Raw genomic sequence first — 18,651 nt, 5'->3', positions numbered from 1 at the left:
TGGATTTCCCCCATGAGCATCTTGCCGGCAGAATTTCGTGAAATCGCGTATGATCGCCGGATGAAGATTCTGGTCATCGAAGACGATCGCGAGGCCGCGGACTATTTGCAGAAGGCGCTCAGCGAAGCCGGGCACACCGTGCACCTGGCGGGAGACGGCGACACCGGCTTTGCGCTTGCCGACAATGGCGACTACGACGTGATGGTGGTCGATCGCATGCTGCCGCGCCGGGACGGCCTTTCGGTCATCGCCGGGCTGCGGGCCCACGGCGACACCACCCCGGTGCTCATACTGTCGGCCTTGGGAGAGGTGGACGATCGCGTCACCGGGCTTCGCGCCGGGGGCGACGACTACCTGACCAAGCCATACGCCTTCACGGAGCTTTTGGCACGCATAGAAGTCCTCTGCCGGCGTGCCAACTCGAAGGATGTGGAGACCGTCTATAAGGTCGGCGACCTTGAACTCGACCGGCTCTCGCACACGGTGCGCCGAGCTTCCCGCGAGATCGTCCTGCAGCCGCGCGAGTTCAAACTCCTGGAATATCTGATGCGCCATGCCGGGCAGGTCGTAACGCGCACCATGCTGCTCGAGAACGTCTGGGATTACCACTTCGACCCACAGACCAATGTCATCGACGTGCACGTGTCGCGGCTTCGGTCGAAGATCGAGAAGGGCTTCGACAGCCCGATCCTGCACACGATCCGCGGCGCCGGCTACATGCTGAGGGCCACCTGACGAATGCGGCTTCCGCCGGGCTTCAGGACCACGGCCGCGCGCCTCTCGGCGCTGTACACGCTTCTTTTCGGTGTCTGCGCGATTTTTTTGGTCGTCTATATGACCGGTCTGTCGTGGCGCATGCTCGCCTCGCAGACCCGCGAAACGATCAATGAGGAAGTCGTCGGACTGGCGAATGCCTATCAGCGCGGCGGGCTGCCGCTGCTGGTGCGTGTCATCGAGCGGCGCGCGGGGCAGCCGAGCGCAAACCTTTATCTGATCACCGATCCCAACGGCCGCATCCTGTCGGGAAACGTCCAGGCCCTCGAACCTGGCGTGCTGGACACGGAAGGCTGGACCGACCAGCCATTCACCTACCAGCGCTACGGGGACACCAGCCAGACCGAGTACTCGCAGGACGCCCGGGCCGGAACCCCGACGCGCCACGCCGCCATGGCCTTGGTGCTGCGCCTGCCAAATCGGATGATTGTGCTCGTCGGGCGCGATCTCGGAGAGCCGGAGCGGTTCCGCCTCGTCGTGCGCAACGCCTTGATCGGTGCGCTCGGAATCATGGCTGCGGGCGGTCTGCTCATCTGGTTCTTCGTCGGCCGCCGCGCCCTGAAGCATATCGACCGGGTGTCCGAGGCAAGTCGCCGCATCATGGGCGGCGACTTGAACGGGCGGCTTCCCGTCAGCGGCGCCGGCGATGAGTTCGACCGGCTCTCGGAGAATCTCAATACCATGCTGGCGCGCATCGCCGAACTGAACGAAGGCCTGCGCCAGGTCTCCGCCAATATCGCCCACGACCTCAAGACGCCTCTCACCCGGCTGCGCAACCGCGCGGAAGCGGCGCTTGGCGAGCGGGACGATCCGCAGAAGTACCGCGAGGCGCTGGAACAGACCATCGCGGAGTCGGACCAACTGATCCGCACGTTCAACGCCATCCTGATGATCTCGCGCCTTGAAGCAGGCTATTCCGCCGAGCCGGCCGGGCTCGTCGATCTCAGCGAACTCGTGCGGGGCGTGGTCGAACTCTACGAGCCGGTCGCCGAAGAGATGGGGGTTGCCCTCGAGGTCGACATAGCCCCGGCGCTCGAGTTGTACGGCAATCGCGAGCTCATTGCCCAAGCCGCCTCCAACATCGTCGACAACGCCATCAAATATTCGGCCGCCGGGGACGCCCCCAAGGTCACCGTGTCGCTGGAGCGAAAGAACGGGAAGGCGATCCTGCGCGTCAGCGACAATGGACCAGGCATTCCGGACGAACACGACCGCGGACGTGCGACCGAGCGGTTCGTCCGCCTGGAACAGAGCCGTTCCCAGCCCGGTTCGGGCTTGGGCCTCAGCCTTGCCAAGGCGGTGATGAAATTCCACGCCGGGCGGCTTGATCTGGAGCCGCTTGATCCGGGACTATCCGTCGTCATGAGTTTTCCGGACAAGGACACCAAGTAGATGGCGGGTACGCCGGCGCGGTCGATCGGAAAGTCGCGGCTGTTTCCGCAGTCGCCCAAGGCGCTCAGACCCATGGACGAGAACGCGGCCAGGGAGACGACCCGCGAACTCGCGGCAGTGGCAAAGGAGCGGAAATTGCTGCGTCTTGCCTCGCTGCTGACCCATCGCGGCGCGGAGGCCGAATTCCTCGCGGCTGTTTTCGACCTGTCCACCTTCATGCGCGACTGCGCGCGCCGCCGCCCTGAGATTATCGAGCAGCTTTTCGATACCGGCATAGATGCCCGGCTGACTGACATAGCTAACCAAATTCACGCACTGCCCTACGCCGAAGCCATCAACGAAAAATCATTGATGACGGAACTGCGTCGCCTGAAGCTGGAGGCGCATTTCCTCATCGCCCTTGACGATCTCGCCGGCATCGCCGGGCCGGAACTTTCGGTCCGACGCCTGAGCGTGTTGGCCGATGCCTGCGTGAACGCTGCGATCGACTTCCTGCTGCGCGACGCCCATGCCAGCGGCAAGCTTCGCCTCCCGGATACGGACAGGCCGGGCGAGGGCTCGGGCTGGGTCGTGCTCGCAATGGGCAAGCATGGTGCCTGCGAGTTGAACTTCTCCTCGGACATCGATCTGGTCGTGTTCTTCGATCCGGAGGCTCCGGCCGTCCTCCATCCCTATGACGCCGCCGACCTGTTCTCCCGCCTGACCAAGCGGCTGGTGCGTATCCTGCAGGACCGCACCGAGGCGGGCTACGTCTTCCGCACCGACCTCAGGCTGCGTCCCGACCCGGGCTCCACGCCGCTCGCGATCCCTGTCGAGGCAGCGCTCATCTATTACGAGGCGCGTGGCCAGAACTGGGAGCGTGCCGCTATGATCAAGGCGCGGCCGATCGCGGGCGACATCGCCGCCGGCGGTGCCTTCCTGAAGGAACTGCGACCCTATGTCTGGCGCAAATACATGGATTTCGCTGCGATAGCCGACGTCCATTCGATCAAGCGCCAGATCCATGCTCACAAGGGGCACGGCGAGATTGCCGTCCGAGGCCACAACGTCAAGCTTGGCCGCGGCGGGATCCGCGAGATCGAGTTCTTCGTCCAGACGCAGCAGTTGATCGCCGGGGGCCGGTTTCCCGAACTGCGCGGACGAGAGACGGTGCCGATGCTGGCGGAGCTTGCCGGCCATCGCTGGATCACGGCCGAGGCTTGCGAGGCGCTGACGCGGCAATATTGGTTCCTGCGCCGCGTCGAGCACGCGATCCAGATGATCGCCGACGAGCAGAGCCATACGCTGCCCGAGGACGACGAGGGGATCGAGCGCATCGCGCGCCTGCTCGGCTTTCACAGCGCGGAAGAATTCTCGAAAAGCTTTTCAGCTGCCCTCCAGGAGGTCGAAAAGCACTATGCGGCGCTGTTCGAGACAGCGCCTGATCTGTCCGCCGGGATCGGGAACCTTGTCTTCACCGGCGACGTGGACGATCCTGACACGCTGAAGACCCTCGAGAGCCTCGGCTTCCAGCGGCCGAGCGACATCTGCCGCGTCATCCGGGCCTGGCATTTCGGCCGCTACCGCGCCACGCGGTCGGCCGAAGCGCGCGAGCGGCTGACGGAACTGACGCCGGCGCTGCTGCAGACTTTTGGCGAGACACGGCGGGCCGACGAGGCGCTTTTGCGCTTCGACGCGTTTCTGGCAGGCCTGCCGGCCGGCATCCAGCTTTTCTCGCTGCTCCAATCCAACCCGGCGCTGCTGCAGTTGCTCGCCAACATACTCAGCGCCGCGCCGGCTCTGGCGGCGATCATCACGCGCCGGCCGCACGTCTTCGACGGTCTGCTCGACCCGGCGCTTCTCGCCGAATTGCCGAACCGCCAATACCTGTCCGACCGCCTCGCCACCTTCCTGCAGGGCATGGGTGACTATGAGGAGGTGCTGGACCGGCTGCGCATCTTCGCCGCCGAGCAGAAATTCCTGATCGGCGTGCGCCTGCTCGCCGGCGCCATAGACGCGACCCGGGCCGGGAAAGCGTTCTCCGACCTTGCGGACCTCACCATCGGCGCTGCCCTCGAAGCCGTGATCGAGGAATTTGCCGTGCACCACGGCAAGATATCCGGGAGCCGGGTCGCGATCCTCGGAATGGGCAAGCTCGGCAGCCGCGAGTTGACCGCAGGATCGGATGTCGACCTGATCCTGCTCTATGATCACGAACCGGATGCCGAGTTCTCCGACGGCGCGAAGCCGCTGGCGCCGGCCCACTATTTCACCCGCCTCACGCAGAGGCTGATCGCCGCCGTGTCGGCGCAGACGGGGGAGGGGGTGCTCTATGACCTAGACCTCAGGCTGCGCCCCTCCGGCAACAAGGGTCCGGTAGCGACGCATATCGAGGCGTTCCGAAAATATCAGCGCACCGACGCATGGACCTGGGAGCACATGGCCCTCGCTCGTGCCCGGCCCGTCGCCGGCGATGCGGCTCTTTGCTCGGAGGTCGATGCGGAGGTCGCCGCGATCCTCGCTTTGCCGCGGGAACCCGGCAAGGTGTACAAGGAAGCGGTAGAGATGCGGGGGCTGATCGAGGAGGAGAAGCCGCCACGCGACATATGGGACCTCAAGCTGATCCCGGGCGGGCTGATCGACCTCGAGTTCATCGTTCAGTGCGCCGTCATCACCGGCCAGATCGTCGCGGGAGACCGGCGGGCGACCGGCACGGCGGAGATCCTGTCCCGCCTCTCGCCCGGTTTCGCCGACGAGCAGACGAAGCAGGAACTCTGCGAGGCGATCGGACTCTTCATGTCGCTGACGCAGATGATCCGCCTCTGCCTGACCGGTCCGCTCGATCGCCAGGACATCCCGCCCGGCCTTGTAGATCTGCTGCTGCAGGCGACCGATCTGCCGGATATCGGCGTGCTGGAAGCACACGTGACCGAAACGTTGCAGCGGGTGCGAAGCCACTTCGAGAGGCTGCTGGGGGCTGGGTAAGGGGCCTCGGCGCCAGCCTCCGGCCGTGTATTTCGCCTCGTACGCATGTCGGTCGACGCTTGTTTCTACCTCGGCTTTGCGGTTCCGAGTTCGAGGCATGGATTCCCGACACTCTCCGCTCGCTCGCTCACGAGGTCGGGAATCCATGATTCTGCGGTGGCGAAGCCAAAGGCTTACGAGAAGATTTGCATGGGATGCTGTTGGGATGACCTCAAGGATGTATTCGCCCAAGCCGGCGATCGCGAGAGGTGCCGGGCCTAGACGGGTGAGGCGGTGAGGAGACTTTTGTCCTACTCCGCCGCCTCCTGCATCATCCTGACGGCCGCCGGCAACTTGCCGGATGGAATGCGTACGCAGACAATCGTGCCGACGCCTTCCCTGGAGCGGATCTTCAGAGCGCCGCCATGCAGTTCCGCCAGGGATCGCGAGATGGCGAGCCCCAGCCCCGAACCAGTATGGTTCTTCGAGAACTGGTTCTGAACCTGCTCGAACGGGCGCCCGAGTTTCTTCAGCGCCTCCGTCGGGATGCCGCAGCCATTGTCCTTGATCGTCAGCATCATGGTGCCTGCCACCTTGCGTACCCGCACGAGGATCCGTCCGCGCTGGCCGGTGAACTTTACCGCGTTGGAGAGCAGGTTGATGACGATCTGCTTGATGGCGCGGCGGTCGGCGATCAGCGTCATCGCCTCGGCGATCCTCGTCTCCACAGTGATCGATTTCTGCGCCGCCTGAAGCGAGATCACCCGCACCGTCTCGCTCACCAGCGGATTGAGATCGATCTCCTCGCGCTCCATCGAGAACTGGCCGGCCTCGATCTTCGACATGTCGAGGATGTCGTTGATGACGCCCAGCAGGTGCTTGCCGCTGCTGTGGATGTCGTTCGCATATTCCTCGTAGCGCGGCGAGCCGAGCGGTCCGAACAGTTTCGATCCCATGAGTTCGGAAAAGCCGATGATGGCATTGAGCGGCGTGCGCAACTCATGCGACATGTTGGCGAGGAACTCGGATTTGGCGCGGTTGGCGGCCTCGGCGCGCTCCTTCTCGCGAATGTACTTGCGGTTGAGGTCGACGAGTTCGCGGGTGCGCTCCTCCTCGTTGCGGCGTGCCTGGCTGAGGTCGTGCAAGTTGGCCATCAGCCGCCGCTCGCCCTCCATGAGCTTGTCCTGGTGCTGCTTGATGAGCGTGATGTCGGTGCCAATCGACACGGTGCCGCCGTCGCGCGTCTTCAACTCGTTCACCTGCAGCCAGCGCCCGTCGGCGAGTTGCCGCTCATATGTGGCGCCGCCGCGCGGCCCGTTCGGATTGGCCAGGCGTCGTTCCGAGGCGAAGGCCGTCATCCGCTCCTCGAGATCCTCGCGCTGGATTCCCGGAACGGTATCCCGTTCCGACAGTCCGTTGTCCTGCAGGTATTTCGTGTTGCACATGACCAGCCTGCCGGCCGCGTCCCACAGCACGAAAGACTCGTTGACGCTTTCGATTGCGGTGCGCAGGCGCAGGTCCGCAGCCTCGGAACGGGCGGCGAGGTGCCGCTGCTCGGTGATGTCCACGGCGATGCCGATGAGTTGGATGTCGGCCGCATCCGGATCGACCACCTGGGCGCGCGCCCGCACCCAGACCCAGTGTCCGTCGGCATGGCGCATGCGGAAGACCAGGTCGATGTTGTCGATCTCACGCGCTACGATCTGCTCGGCCAGCTTGAAGAGGTCGCCGTCGTCGCGATGGATGATGGAGGAGACTTCGCCGAAGGAGAGCATCGCCTCGCACGGCTGATAGCCCAGCATCTCGTACATCGAGCGCGACCAGTACATCTTGCCGCGCACCATGTCCCAGTCCCACAGGCCGCAGCGACCGCGGATCAGCGCGAGATCGATGCGCTGGTGCGCGTCGCGATAGATGCGGTCTGCCGTGTGGGCGCGTCCGGTCTGCCGGAAATAGGCGAAGAGCACGAGGAGGAGCACGCTGCCAGTCAAGGCGAACACGATGATGTTGAGGGACACCGCCTTGATCCAATCCGCAAAGACCGACTCGACCGGCACCAGCGCCGCCGAGGCGATGCTGCGGTCGGACGCAAGCTCGACGGATGCGTACCACGGCTCGCCGTCGATCGTGACTTCCATGACGCCGGCGCGCGAGCCGAACATGAACAGCGGCTGGCCGCCCGAAACGATGGTGTCGAGGCGGCTGGCCAGCCAGGGCGACGCCGAGGAGGCGACCACGCCGAATCGGTCGTCGGTCACCGCAAGCACGTGGTGAGAGCCCAGCAATGCGCGTTGCGCCGTTTGGGTGATGGCCGCCTGCGCTTCTTCCGCGCCTTGCATGGGCGTAACGTCGCTTAAGAGTTGCGCGGCGGCGAGCGCAAGGATGGTACGCGCGTTACGGTCGATCTCGTCGTGCTGGGCGAGCAGGGCGAGGGTGCGCACACCCGCAATCAGGATGAGGAAAAGGACGATCAGGAGTGGGATCGACCGCTTGAGCAGGGGTTCGGCCGAAAGCAGCCGCCGATAGGTCGGTTCTGCGAAGACGCTTCCGCCGCTGGAGCGCCCCGATCTCTTTCGCGCAAAAACCGTCCCGCCGGCCGCGCTCCACGCGTCCGTCCACGCCATATAGCTGGCTCCTCGCAACCAGTTTTCAAAGGAGATCCGGAAACGCCGCACGTCCGAATCTGTCCTAAAGAATCAGACGTGATTCTCCTTGTCTAGTGGTGAACCGGAAAAGGACACGCGTGAGGTGTAAAAATTCGGTTTACCTCGCGTCCCCGGGCCGCTGGCGGAAACAATCCTGAATCACGCCAGCGTGCGATCGATGATGTCGCTCAAGTCCGCCGACAATCCCTTGGTCGAGGCGATCGAAACCAGTGCCTCGCGGGCGAGTTCCTGCCGCTTGGGCTCCAGCGAGCGCCAGGAGCGCAGGCCCGTAGCAAGCCGTGCCGCCACTTGAGGATTGCGCTTCTCGACCTCGAGAACCGTCTCGGCGAAAAGCCGGTAGCCGGCGCCGTCGGCGCGGTGGAAGCCTGATTGGTTGCCGCTGAAGAAGGTACCGAACAGCGAGCGCAGCCGGTTCGGATTGGCGATCGAGAAACGCGGGTGCGCCGCAAGCCGCTGCACAGCGTCAACCGTGTTCGGGCCCGGCGCGGCGGCCTGGATGGCGAACCATTTGTCCATGACGAGCGGATCGTCGCCGTGGGTGACCTCGAACGCATGCAGCGCGTCCTGCGCCTCGGCACGCTCGCAATGGCGATGCACGAGCACCGCGAGTGCAGCCGCGCGATCCGTCATGTTGGTCGCAGACCCGAAATGCGCCGAGGCGATGTCGGGCCCGTCCTGCGTGGTCGCCAGATAATCGAGAAGCACGTTGCGGAGCGCTCTCCGACCCGCACTGGCCGCTTCAGGACTGAACAGGCCGTTGTCTTCGAGGCGATGATAGGCCGCCAGGAACTGATCGCGATTGGCCTCGGCAATCCGCCGGACCAGCGCGTCGCGCGCGGCGAAGATCGCATCGGGATCGATGTTGCTGCCGATCTCGCGAGCGATGTCGGCTTCGCCTGGCGGAGTCAGCGCCAGCGCCCGGAAGGCCCGCTCGAGGTTCTCATTTTCGACAATTGCGCCAGCCACTTCGGCAATTACGGGCTCGAACTCGGCCTCGCCCCCGCCAAGAATCCGCTTGGAGCCGGCGATTGTCGCCTCGGTCAGTATGGTGTTGAACGACTGCCAGCGCGAGAACGGGTCGCTGTCGTGCCGCGCCAGGAACACGCGGTGCTCGGTCTTCTGCTCGAGCGACAGGGTGATCGGAGCGGAGAACCCTCGGTTGAGCGAAACGATCGGCCGCTCCTCCACGCCGGAGAAGCGGATTGAATGCCGCCGTTTACGGACGTGGATTACGCCGTCCTCCACCGCCGTACCCTCGACGGCCGCATAGCTCAGGTCCTGCCCGTCAGGCCCAACCAATCCGAACTGCAGCGGGATGTGCATGAGCCGCTTGCGGCTTTCGGACGGGGTCGGCGGTAGCGACTGCTCGATCTCGAGAGTGAATTCCTTGGCCGCGGCATCGTAGGCGGATGTGGCGCTGATATTGGGCGTGCCGGCCTGATGGTACCAGAGCGTGAACTGGCTGAGATCGCGGCCGGAAGCCTCCTCAAAACACTTCAGGAAATCCTCGATGGTCGCCGCCTCGCCGTCGTGACGGTCGAAATAGAGATCCATGCCGCGGCGAAAGGCCTCGCGGCCCAGGATGGTGCGGATCATCCGCACCACTTCAGAACCCTTCTCATAGACGGTCGCCGTGTAGAAGTTGTTGATCTCCCGGTAGCGACGCGGCCTCACCGGATGCGCGAGAGGCCCCTGGTCCTCTGGGAACTGGTGGGCGCGCAACGTGCGCACCTCGGCGATGCGCTTGACCGGTCGCGAGCGCTCGTCGGCGCTGAACTCGTGGTCGCGATAGACCGTCAGACCTTCCTTCAGGCAGAGCTGGAACCAGTCGCGGCAAGTTATCCTATTGCCGGTCCAGTTGTGAAAATACTCGTGCGCGATGATCGCCTCGATATTGGCGAAGTCCGCATCCGTCGCGGTATTCTCGTCTGCGAGCACGTATTTGTCGTTGAAGATGTTGAGGCCCTTGTTCTCCATCGCGCCCATGTTGAAGTCCGACACGGCGACGATGTTGAAGACGTCGAGGTCGTACTCGCGGCCGAACACCTCCTCGTCCCACTTCATCGAGCGCTTCAGGGCGTCCATGGCGTAGGTCGCAAGGCGCTCCTTGCCGTGCTCGACATAGATCGCGAGCGCCACCGCGCGCCCGGACATGGTGACGAACTCGTCGTGGATCGCGCCAAGGTCGCCCGCCACCAGCGCGAACAGATAGGACGGCTTCGGAAACGGATCGTGCCAGACCGCGAAATGCCGGCCGTCCGGCAGCTCTCCGGTCGCGCCCGGATTGCCGTTCGAGAGCAGCAGCGGCGCTTCCGCCCGCGAGGCTTCGATGCGGACCGTGTAGACCGAGAGGATGTCCGGCCGGTCGAGGAAATAGGTGATGCGGCGAAATCCTTCCGCCTCGCACTGCGTGCAGTAGACACCGTTGGAGCGGTAAAGCCCCATCAGAGCCGTATTCGTGGAGGGCGAGATCTCGGTCACGATGGTGAGGACGAACTCGTCCTTCGCCGGCGGGCGGTGCAGCACGAAGCTCTCGGGGGGCGCCGAAAACTCGGTTTCTTCCAAGAGCTTCCCGTCTACTTCGACGAGGCGCAGTGTCAGCCCGTCGCCGTCCAGGTTGAGCGGCGTGCCGGGCGCGACGCCTTCCCGCCGCCTGATCAGCAGGCGCGCCGTTACGATTGTGCTATCCGGGGAAAGGACGAAGCTGAGGTCCGTGCGCGGGATGAGATAGTCGCTCGGCCGGTAGTCTTCGAGCCGGAAGACCCGGCCGGTGTCAGTGCGCATTCGATGCCTTTCGAGGCGGTATGTAGTCGTGGCCGGCCGTAGGGCTGGCCCGGTAAACTCTGGGGTGCTGCTCTTTACATGAATGTCTCTCTCGACAAAACTGAGGAGGCGTAAATCTCCCGCGTGCGTTCTTCGCACGCTTGTTTTCCGGGGCAGACATGACCGTCTTCACACCCAAGTTCGGGATGGGCGCATCCGTGACGCGCCTCGAGGACCAGAATTTCATCACCGGAAACGGACGCTATACCGACGACATCACGCGGCCAGGCATGCTCCACGGCTACGTGCTGCGTTCTCCGGTGGCCAAGGGATCTTTCCGCGTCGGCTCGATGGAAGCTGCGAAATCGGCGCCGGGCGTGCAACTTGTGCTCACCGGTGCGGACCTCGCCGATCTCGGAGCACTGAGATCCGGCGTCATGCAGCGCCAGCCGGACGGCACCAAGGCGCCGACGCGCGATATCCCGATCCTCTGCGCGGACCGGGTGAACTATGTCGGCGATGCCGTCGCCTTCGTCGTGGCCGACAGCCGCGCACTGGCACAGGACGCGGCGGAACTGATCGAGGTCGACTACGACGGCGAGGAGGCGGCGGGCGCGACTGCCACGGCTCTGGAGCCCGAGACGCCGCTGGTTTGGCCGGAACTCGGCAGCAACCGCGCCTTCACCTATCAGCTAGGCCAGCCCGAAACGGCGGACGAGGCATTCGCCAGAGCGGCCCACGTCACGCGCATCGCCTTCACCAACAACCGGCTCGTCTGCAACTACATGGAAGCGCGCGCGGCGATCGGGGAGATCGAGGAGGGCACGGGCCGGCTGGTGCTGACCACTGGCTCGCAGGGCGTTCATTCGATGCGCACGATCCTGGCCAAGCAGGTGTTCCGCGTCGACCCCTCGAGCATCAGGGTGATCACGCCGGACGTCGGCGGTGGCTTCGGGCCGAAGAGCTTCGTCTATCGCGAATATGCGCTGGTGCTGGAAGCCGCGCGTTGGCTTGGTCGTCCGGTCAAGTGGACCGGCGACCGCACGGAGCACTTCCTGACCGACGCGCAGGGCCGCGACAACCGCGTCGAGGCGGAGATGGCGATGGACGCCGACGGCCGCTTCCTGGCGCTCCGCGTGAGGCTTACGGCCAATCTTGGCGCCTATGTCTCGCAGTATGGGCCGTTCATTCCCTATGTCGGCGCCAGCATGTCGACCGGCGTTTACGATATCCCGGCCCTCGATGTGGTGATCAACGGCGTCTACACCAACACTTGCCCGGTCGATGCCTATCGCGGTGCCGGCCGCCCCGAGGCGGCCCTCCTGCTGGAGAAACTGGTCGATGCCTGCGCCCGCGAGATGGACTTGCCGCGCGAGGAGATCAGGCGGCGCAACTTTATCAAGCCCGAACAGTTCCCGTACCGGACGGCGACTGGCCGCACCTATGACGTGGGGGAGTTCGAGGGCCACATGAAATTGGCCATGCAGCGCGCCGACTGGACCGGGTTTGACGAGCGCCTGGAAGCCTCGAAGGCGAAGGGCAGGCTCCGCGGCATTGGCATGGCGACCTATATCGAGGCCTGTGCTTTCCCGGGCTCGGAGCCGGCGCTCGCCGAGCTCAATGCGGACGGCACGGTTACGCTGGACATCGGCACCCAGTCGAACGGGCAGGGGCATGCAACGGCCTACGCCCAGTTCGTGGCCGAGAAACTCGGGCTCGACATCGACAGGATCAGGGTCCGCCAGGGCGACACCGATCGCCTCAAGGATGGCGGCGGTACCGGCGGGTCGCGCTCGATTCCGCTGGGCGGCGTCTCGGCTTCGCGGGCAGGCGAGGATCTCGCGGTCAAGCTGCGCAAGCTTGCAGCCGACGAACTGGAGGCGGCTACGGCCGACATCGAGCTCGCAGGCGGCGAGGCTCGCGTGGTCGGCACTGACCGGGCTATCTCATTCTCCGCGCTCGCCAAGGCGGCCAAATCGCTTGAGGACCTCAAGGGTTTCGGCGAATTCGTCCAGGACGAGTGCACCTATCCAAACGGAACCCACATCTGCGAGGTCGAGATCGATCCGGATACCGGCCGCACCGAGGTGTTGAACTATACGATCGTCGACGACTTCGGCGTCACGGTGAATCCGCTGCTGCTTGCGGGCCAGGTGCATGGCGGCGTGGTTCAGGGACTGGGCCAGGCCTTGACGGAAGAGACGGTCTATGGCGAGGACGGCCAGCTTCTGACCGCCAGCTTCATGGATTATTGCATGCCGCGCGCCGACACCGTTCCATCCTTCCACTTCGAGACACGCAATGTGCCCTCGACCACCAATGCATTGGGTATCAAGGGCGCGGGCGAGGCGGGAACGATCGGCGCCACCCCGGCGGTCCTCAACGCCGTCACGGATGCGCTCTGGCGGGCATACGGCATCTCGCACATCGAGATGCCGGCGACGCCGTCGCACGTCTGGGCGGCCATCGCGGAAGCCCGCGACAAGTGAGCCGGGCCTCCCGGGGGTCGGACAGCCCGCTTACAGGAATCGCCTTCAAGGTAGCCTCCGTCACCGTCTTCGTCGGCATGTCGACGGCGATCAAGGCGGCGGGGCAGGTGCCGACCGGCGAGGTCGTTTTCTTTCGTTCCTTCTTCGCGATGATCCCGGTGCTGGCCTTCCTGACCTACCGGGGCGAGTTCCGCGGCGGATTCCGCACCAAGCGCCCCTTCAGCCATTTCGCACGAGGCCTCGTCGGCGTTACGTCCATGGGCCTCGGCTTCTACGGACTCGCCCGCCTGCCGCTGCCGGAATCGATCACGATCAACTACGCGCAGCCGCTGCTGGTGGTGGTTTTCAGCGCCCTGCTGCTTCGCGAGACGATCCGCATCTACCGCTGGAGCGCAGTTGTTGTCGGGCTGATCGGCGTGTTCATCGTCTCCTGGCCGAAGCTGACACTTTTGGGCGGCGGCGGCCTGGGTGGCCATGAAGCTGCAGGCGCGATCGCCACCCTTTGCGCGGCGGCGGCCTCGGCGTTTGCCATGATCCTGGTCCGCAGCCTCGTGCACACCGAGAAGACGGCCACAATCGTGCTGTGGTTCTCGCTCTCCGCGACGCTGCTTTCGTTGCTCACCTTGCCCTTCGGCTGGGTCGCCCTGACTGCCGAGCAGGCGGGCCTGCTTGTCATGGCGGGCATATGCGGCGGCGTCGCCCAGCTACTGATGACGCAAAGCTACCGCTATGCCGAAGCGTCGGTGGTGGCTCCCTTCGAGTACACCTCGATGATCCTGGCAATCATCGCCGGCTTCGTCGTGTTTGGCGACGTGCCGACCATTCACATGCTCGTCGGCGGCGCGATCGTAGTGGGCGCCGGGCTCTTCATCATCCTGCGCGAGCGCCAGCTTGGCATCGAGCGCGCGGCGGCGAAGACGGCAACGCCGCCGCAGTAGGCTCAGCCAGGCCGGGTCTGGTCTCTCGCCTGCGCCATCTGCCGCATGACGAGCGCCGTGTCCTGGTCTGCCGGGAAGAAGGATTCGATCGCCAACTCGGACAGGGTCACGTCGAGCGGCGTGCCGAATACGGTGATCGTCGAGATGAAGGACAGCACGGCTCCACCCATCCGGAATCGCAGCGGAACTGCAATCGGCGAATAGTCGGCGCGCGAGGGCGGGTGAAGCTGTGGCGGCGCTGGATAGCCGCGCAGTTCCTTCTCGAGTTCGAGGAGAACCGGATCGGCCACCGCCTGGTTGAGCCGCCGCAGCCGATCCAACAGATGCTCGCGCCACTCATGCAGATTGGCGATGCTGGGCGCGATGCCGTCCGGATGCAGGCTGAGCCGCAGGACGTTGACGGGTGGCTCCAGCAGCTTCGGATCGGCCACGCGCTCCAGGAAGGGCGCGAGCGCGTCATTCGCCCTCACCAGGTTCCAGTGGCGGTCGACTGCGAGGGCCGGGTTGGGCTCCTGCGCTCTGAGCACCGTCTCCACTGCAGCGAGCGCCGGCGCCATCGCCGGTTCTTCCAGATCGCGCTCTACGAAAGCCGGGGCGTAGCCGGCCGCCAGCAGCAGCCAGTTGGTTTCCCGAAGCGGCAGGCCGAGCCGCTCGGCGATCAGTATCACCATCTCTCGCGAGGGCCTGGCCCGGCCGCTCTCCACGAAGCTCAGATGTCTCTGGGAGATCTCGGCCTCCAAGGCGAGATCCAACTGGCTCATGCGTCGGCGGCTGCGCCATTCGCGAATGATCGGTCCGGGGGAGGCGAGGGCGGTGTTCATGGCCGGCACGATAGGCGGCGACGCGGGGCATTTCCATTACCTCGGACGTAATCGCCACGAGGCTGCCCATCCCTCATCCTCTCTGCATCCGGCTGATTGCCGGCCACCAGAAAGGACGATGCAATGAACAACACCCCTTTCCTTCGCAATGCGCTGCTGCTCGATGCGGCCGTCTCGGGGACGGCGGCCCTGCTGATGATCGCCGGGGCTCCACTGCTCGCGCAACTGCTCCAGCTTCCAGAGACCCTGCTTGTCTGGGCGGGCATTGTGCTCGTGCCCTGGGTCGCGCTCCTCTTCGCACTATTCCGGCGTCCCACGATCAGCCGCATCCTTCTCATCGATGTGATCGGCGTCAATGCGCTATGGGCAGCGGCCAGTATCGGCCTGCTCTTCACCGGCTGGGTCTCTCCGAACATGCTGGGCTATGCCTTCGTGGTCGCGCAGGCCGCGGCCGTGGCCCTGTTCGCGGAACTTCAGTTCATCGCGATGCGACGCGCCGATACGGTAATGTCGCGGCAGTAGGCTAAGAAGCCGTGGTGCGCCTGATCTCGTCAGGCGCCCAGCCTTTAGGGCCCTACAGCGTTCTTCCCCTATCTCTGACCAGCATCTCTATTCGGTCCAGTTCCTCTCGTCCTTAGACTAGCCCTCGACTACAGTTTCCAAGAAGGCATCTATTCCGCCGATCATCTTGAAGTTTCCGACGCCGTAGGAGCCGAGAGAGGGGGCCGCGAAGCCAGATCCCGTCCCCACGATAATTGATCTGGGAATTGTCGTTGCGAGCTTTGCTCCAAGGCGCTCGGTATCGAACATGACCTGCAGATTTCCCCAGGCGCTCTTGTTTCCAAGTTGGGCTCCTGGTTCCTGGCCCACATCAACCCGGCCGACGAAATCGTTCAGGTTTACGGGATTTGTCGTCCCGAACTTCTTCCAGGGACCTGCTCCGGCGAACGAAATGGGCGAAAGGCTTGGGCCGGATGGGACAGTTATTCCGAGCGCGTTGTAGCTGTATGATGCCGACTGCCGGGCCGTGATGTCCACAATAGCAAAGGTCATCATCGAGCCCTGAGGGCCGTCGATCACGGGAAAGGCTAAGCTGAAGCTCGACAGACACTTGATAGCGAAAGATCGCGACCCTTCCTCGGGTGGCTTAGGCTGCGGCGGCGGAGGTGGCTTGGTGCCGAAGACGAGTACCTCGACCGCCCGGTAGTACCCCGAATTGTCTCGCTCGTTATCGCCGCTCTGCGATTCGCCCAAGGCTACGTAAACCTGAAAATTCACCTTGTTGGCGAATTGCTCTATTCGCGCTCTTACGGCTGCGATCCGCCGCTCTGATAGTTTCTGATTATAACCAGCATCGCCCGCCCGACTGGCGTATCCGCGCAGCTCGACCCAAGGAGTCTGGAACGATCTTATCGCACTCGCGACCGGCCCATCCAGGAAATCTATGTGATCGCGAAGTAGAAATGACTGGGACGTCTCGAAATTACACAGGCGTGCGGCGGCTTTTGCGCCAGATCCTGTTATGGGCATGACATTCGCGACGATAAGCGTCATGGAAACCTCCAAGCCAAAGCCATGAGACACGCCGTAACTGCAATTTACGAAAAGCGTAGGATTTGACCTCGCAGGCTGTCAACTTGCAGCAACTGCTCGAACGGCCGGCTGGGCGGGCGCTATTGCTGCTCCGCCTCTAGCCGCGCCTTGATCTCCAGAAAATCCCGCCAGGCGAATTTCTTGTGGGCCGGATTGCGCAGGAGATAGGCCGGGTGCAGCGTCGGCATGGTCGGGATCGTCATGCCGGAGGCGGTGACGTAGTCGCGCCAGGAGCCGCGCGACTTTGTTATCCCGTCCTGGGTCTTCAGCAGCGCCTTGGTGGAGGGATTGCCGAGCGTCACCAGCACCTTCGGCGCTGCAAGCTCGATCTGCCGCTCGATGAAGGGCCGGCAGATCTCCGTCTCCATGGGAGAGGGATCGCGGTTGCCGGGCGGCCGCCACGGGATGACATTGGCGATGTAGGCGGAGCCGCGATCGCGGCCGATCGCCGCCAGGATGCGATCGAGAAGCTGGCCCGAGCGGCCGACGAAGGGCAGACCCTCGAGGTCCTCGTCACGCCCCGGCGCTTCCCCGACGAGCATAAGGTCAGCCTGCGGATTTCCGTCGGCGAAGACGAGGTTCTTTGCTGTCGCCTTGAGATTGCAGCCGTCGAAGGAGAGCAGGATCTCGCGAAGCTCTTCCAGGGTCGAAGCCGAACGCGCCAGTTCCCGCGCTAGCGCCGCCTGCGAACCGTCGGGAACCGCGGCCGTCTGTGGCCGCTGGGCAGGCGAGGGGGCTGGCGGTGCCGCTGTACGCGCTAGGCTAGGCGCGGCACGCCCCCGGTCGGAACCAGGAGTGGCCGGCGTCGTAGGCTTCGCAACAGAAGCCGCGCGCTGAGCCTTGTCCTGCTCCGTCTCGGCGAAGCGGTCGATGGGCGTCTCGGAGACGGCCTCGTCCACCCCCGCCTCCGCATAGAAGGCGAGCAACTCGCGAAGTTGCGCTCGGCTGAGTGAAGTGGCCAGGTCCATCTCGGGCAAAATGCCCGCCGCCGCCGAGAGATTCAAGTGAGGAGGATGGCGCCGTTCGTCGGCGGTTCCTGACATGTGTCCGGCCAGTTGCCGAAGGCCTTGTCAGGCGATTGCCTTAGGCCGCAGGCGCTCCTCTAGAATGTCGAGCAGGCATTCTGCGCTGCCCGGCCTGGCGTGATACAATGACAGCAGATGCCGCGCCACGTCTTCCTTCTCCAGCGCAGACTCGATGCCGTGGGAGGAGCAGTGATGGTCGAGCACTCGCGCCAGCAAATCGAGCTGTTCCGGAGTGAAGGTGCCGCTGAAGCGCATACGCCTTCTCCTGCAAACAAGGGCGAAAGCGTGATGGGCTCTTCCAAGCATCCGCCTGCCGTGAAAACGCGGACGACGTTCAAGCAATAGGACATCTCCAGAAGGAGTCCAATTGATTTTAGGTAACCTTGGACTTCAGTCCCATATGACGGGTTAGGTCGAAGGTATGCGCGGATCCTGGACGAGATAGAACACACTCTTGGGCGTGTAATCGGTGATCAGGAAAGAAAACCCGGCCGTCTCGCCAGGGTCGACCTTGCCGTCATGAAATAGCAGCTTGTCGTAAGGCTCGAAGTCGCGGCTGTACTTGTCGTAGGCATCGGAGGAGATCTCGTCGCTCTTTTCGCTGCGTTGATCGAAGGATAGGCCGTCACTAAAGATGCTCGGCTGATGCAGCCTCTCCTGCAGTTCGAACTCGAATTCCACCCAGCCCTGGCCGCTGCCGTTGCGCACCACGACGCGCATGTAAAGGATACCGTTTGCGTAGAGAGTGCCATCATCGAAGGGCCGAATAGGGCGCTTGGTGCGGATCACCAGCGTAACGGGTGACGACGAGGCGAACGTCTCCGTCACGACAATCGGATCTTCCTGCGTGCCGGAGCCGGATACGGATTCGATGACGAAGCCGCCGAGTTCGTCCGAGAAGGAATAGGCCCCGGCGAGCCACTCCAGAGCGGGCTCCTGCTCATTCTCCTGGCCAGCCGACGCATGAGGCGAAGCCAGAAAGCCCACGGCCTGAACAAACACCGCCACTGCCCAGCATCGAAGGGCCGGAATGGCGCGGGCAGCGGCACGCTGTGGCATTGCGCGAGTATGCCGCACTTTGCCCCGACCGCAATGTGGGTCTGGATAAGTCCGGAAGTGGAATTCCCGGGAGAAGTGTCGCCTTCCCGATGGATTTTGCCGTTGACCGTGGTCAAAACAACGGTTCCACGGCCTAGAACGATGCGCTATTCAGCGCGCGGTCAGTCGACGCGGAGATGCGCGGCAAA

The 18,651-nt window shown here is 64.1% G+C and carries 13 protein-coding genes; 6 read left to right on the top strand and 7 right to left on the bottom strand.

What is annotated here, in order from left to right; all coding sequences use genetic code 11:
* Positions 1-60 precede the first annotated feature (60 nt).
* From HUI96_RS19390 to HUI96_RS19380, 3 genes are read left to right on the top strand one after another with little or no spacing between them, the layout of a single operon-like run.
* Positions 61-735: a response regulator transcription factor gene (locus HUI96_RS19390; protein ID WP_188256320.1), complete on the top strand. Its 675-nt coding sequence runs from the start codon at positions 61-63 to the stop codon at positions 733-735.
* A gap of 3 nt (positions 736-738) precedes the next feature.
* The gene (locus tag HUI96_RS19385; protein ID WP_188256319.1) at positions 739-2,166 is read left to right on the top strand and encodes a sensor histidine kinase; all 1,428 of its coding nucleotides are present in this window, start codon (positions 739-741) and stop codon (positions 2,164-2,166) included.
* On the top strand, positions 2,167-5,130 hold the full coding sequence (locus HUI96_RS19380; protein ID WP_188256318.1) for a bifunctional [glutamine synthetase] adenylyltransferase/[glutamine synthetase]-adenylyl-L-tyrosine phosphorylase: 2,964 nt from the start codon (positions 2,167-2,169) through the stop codon (positions 5,128-5,130).
* 290 nt (positions 5,131-5,420) lie between these two features.
* Here HUI96_RS19380 and HUI96_RS19375 read toward each other — a convergent pair whose 3' ends face one another.
* Together HUI96_RS19375 and pepN are read right to left on the bottom strand one after the other, a co-directional pair.
* Positions 5,421-7,733: a PAS domain-containing sensor histidine kinase gene (locus HUI96_RS19375; protein ID WP_188256317.1), complete on the bottom strand. Its 2,313-nt coding sequence runs from the start codon at positions 7,731-7,733 to the stop codon at positions 5,421-5,423.
* Between the two features lie 180 nt (positions 7,734-7,913).
* The gene (pepN, locus tag HUI96_RS19370) at positions 7,914-10,559 is read right to left on the bottom strand and encodes an aminopeptidase N (protein ID WP_188256316.1); all 2,646 of its coding nucleotides are present in this window, start codon (positions 10,557-10,559) and stop codon (positions 7,914-7,916) included.
* Between the two features lie 158 nt (positions 10,560-10,717).
* On the opposite strand from pepN, the gene HUI96_RS19365 reads away from it, so the two are divergent.
* Together HUI96_RS19365 and HUI96_RS19360 are read left to right on the top strand one after the other, a co-directional pair.
* Positions 10,718-13,027, top strand: coding sequence for a xanthine dehydrogenase family protein molybdopterin-binding subunit (locus tag HUI96_RS19365; protein WP_188256315.1), 2,310 nt, complete (start codon positions 10,718-10,720; stop codon positions 13,025-13,027).
* Complete coding sequence (locus tag HUI96_RS19360) at positions 13,024-13,965, top strand: DMT family transporter (RefSeq protein WP_337918473.1); 942 nt, start codon at positions 13,024-13,026, stop codon at positions 13,963-13,965. The genes HUI96_RS19365 and HUI96_RS19360 overlap by 4 nt, the downstream gene beginning before the upstream one ends.
* 2 nt (positions 13,966-13,967) lie before the next feature.
* Here the strand turns inward: HUI96_RS19360 and HUI96_RS19355 are convergent, their stop codons facing one another.
* Positions 13,968-14,786 (bottom strand): helix-turn-helix domain-containing protein, encoded by an 819-nt coding sequence (locus HUI96_RS19355; protein WP_188256314.1) that lies wholly within the window; start codon positions 14,784-14,786, stop codon positions 13,968-13,970.
* A gap of 123 nt (positions 14,787-14,909) precedes the next feature.
* Between HUI96_RS19355 and HUI96_RS19350 the strand changes: the two genes are divergently transcribed.
* A complete protein-coding gene (locus HUI96_RS19350; protein ID WP_188256313.1) occupies positions 14,910-15,308 on the top strand; it encodes a hypothetical protein in 399 nt (132 codons plus the stop codon).
* A gap of 117 nt (positions 15,309-15,425) precedes the next feature.
* On the opposite strand, the gene HUI96_RS19345 is transcribed toward HUI96_RS19350, so the two are convergent.
* The 4 genes from HUI96_RS19345 to HUI96_RS19330 all read right to left on the bottom strand — a co-directional run bounded on the left by HUI96_RS19345 (position 15,426) and on the right by HUI96_RS19330 (position 18,412).
* The gene (locus tag HUI96_RS19345; RefSeq protein WP_188256312.1) at positions 15,426-16,340 is read right to left on the bottom strand and encodes a hypothetical protein; all 915 of its coding nucleotides are present in this window, start codon (positions 16,338-16,340) and stop codon (positions 15,426-15,428) included.
* 119 nt (positions 16,341-16,459) lie between these two features.
* Complete coding sequence (locus HUI96_RS19340; protein ID WP_188256369.1) at positions 16,460-17,347, bottom strand: uracil-DNA glycosylase; 888 nt, start codon at positions 17,345-17,347, stop codon at positions 16,460-16,462.
* Positions 17,348-17,449: 102 nt separating this feature from the next.
* The gene (locus HUI96_RS19335; RefSeq protein ID WP_188256311.1) at positions 17,450-17,659 is read right to left on the bottom strand and encodes a hypothetical protein; all 210 of its coding nucleotides are present in this window, start codon (positions 17,657-17,659) and stop codon (positions 17,450-17,452) included.
* 153 nt (positions 17,660-17,812) lie between these two features.
* Positions 17,813-18,412 carry a hypothetical protein gene (locus tag HUI96_RS19330; protein WP_337918472.1) on the bottom strand — a complete coding sequence of 200 codons (600 nt, stop codon included), beginning with the start codon at positions 18,410-18,412 and terminating at the stop codon, positions 17,813-17,815.
* Between the last annotated feature and the right edge of the window lie 239 nt (positions 18,413-18,651).

The organism is Pseudaminobacter soli (ex Zhang et al. 2022) (genome assembly GCF_014595955.1).
Taxonomy (GTDB): Bacteria; Pseudomonadota; Alphaproteobacteria; order Rhizobiales; family Rhizobiaceae; genus Kumtagia; species Kumtagia pseudosoli.
Note: the sequence above shows the minus strand (reverse complement) of the source record. Positions and strands in the feature narration are given on the sequence as shown.

What these genes read in the sequence shown, in the direction of transcription:
- HUI96_RS19380 (WP_188256318.1), top strand. Translation starts at nt 2,167, where the DNA reads ATGGCGGGTACGCCGGCGCGGTCGATCGGAAAGTCGCGGCTGTTTCCG.
- HUI96_RS19385 (WP_188256319.1), top strand. Translation starts at nt 739, where the DNA reads ATGCGGCTTCCGCCGGGCTTCAGGACCACGGCCGCGCGCCTCTCGGCG.
- HUI96_RS19350 (WP_188256313.1), top strand. Translation starts at nt 14,910, where the DNA reads ATGAACAACACCCCTTTCCTTCGCAATGCGCTGCTGCTCGATGCGGCC.
- HUI96_RS19340 (WP_188256369.1), bottom strand. Translation starts at nt 17,347, where the DNA reads ATGGACCTGGCCACTTCACTCAGCCGAGCGCAACTTCGCGAGTTGCTC.
- HUI96_RS19335 (WP_188256311.1), bottom strand. Translation starts at nt 17,659, where the DNA reads ATGCGCTTCAGCGGCACCTTCACTCCGGAACAGCTCGATTTGCTGGCG.
- HUI96_RS19345 (WP_188256312.1), bottom strand. Translation starts at nt 16,340, where the DNA reads ATGACGCTTATCGTCGCGAATGTCATGCCCATAACAGGATCTGGCGCA.
- pepN (WP_188256316.1), bottom strand. Translation starts at nt 10,559, where the DNA reads ATGCGCACTGACACCGGCCGGGTCTTCCGGCTCGAAGACTACCGGCCG.
- HUI96_RS19355 (WP_188256314.1), bottom strand. Translation starts at nt 14,786, where the DNA reads ATGAACACCGCCCTCGCCTCCCCCGGACCGATCATTCGCGAATGGCGC.
- HUI96_RS19375 (WP_188256317.1), bottom strand. Translation starts at nt 7,733, where the DNA reads ATGGCGTGGACGGACGCGTGGAGCGCGGCCGGCGGGACGGTTTTTGCG.
- HUI96_RS19365 (WP_188256315.1), top strand. Translation starts at nt 10,718, where the DNA reads ATGACCGTCTTCACACCCAAGTTCGGGATGGGCGCATCCGTGACGCGC.
- HUI96_RS19390 (WP_188256320.1), top strand. Translation starts at nt 61, where the DNA reads ATGAAGATTCTGGTCATCGAAGACGATCGCGAGGCCGCGGACTATTTG.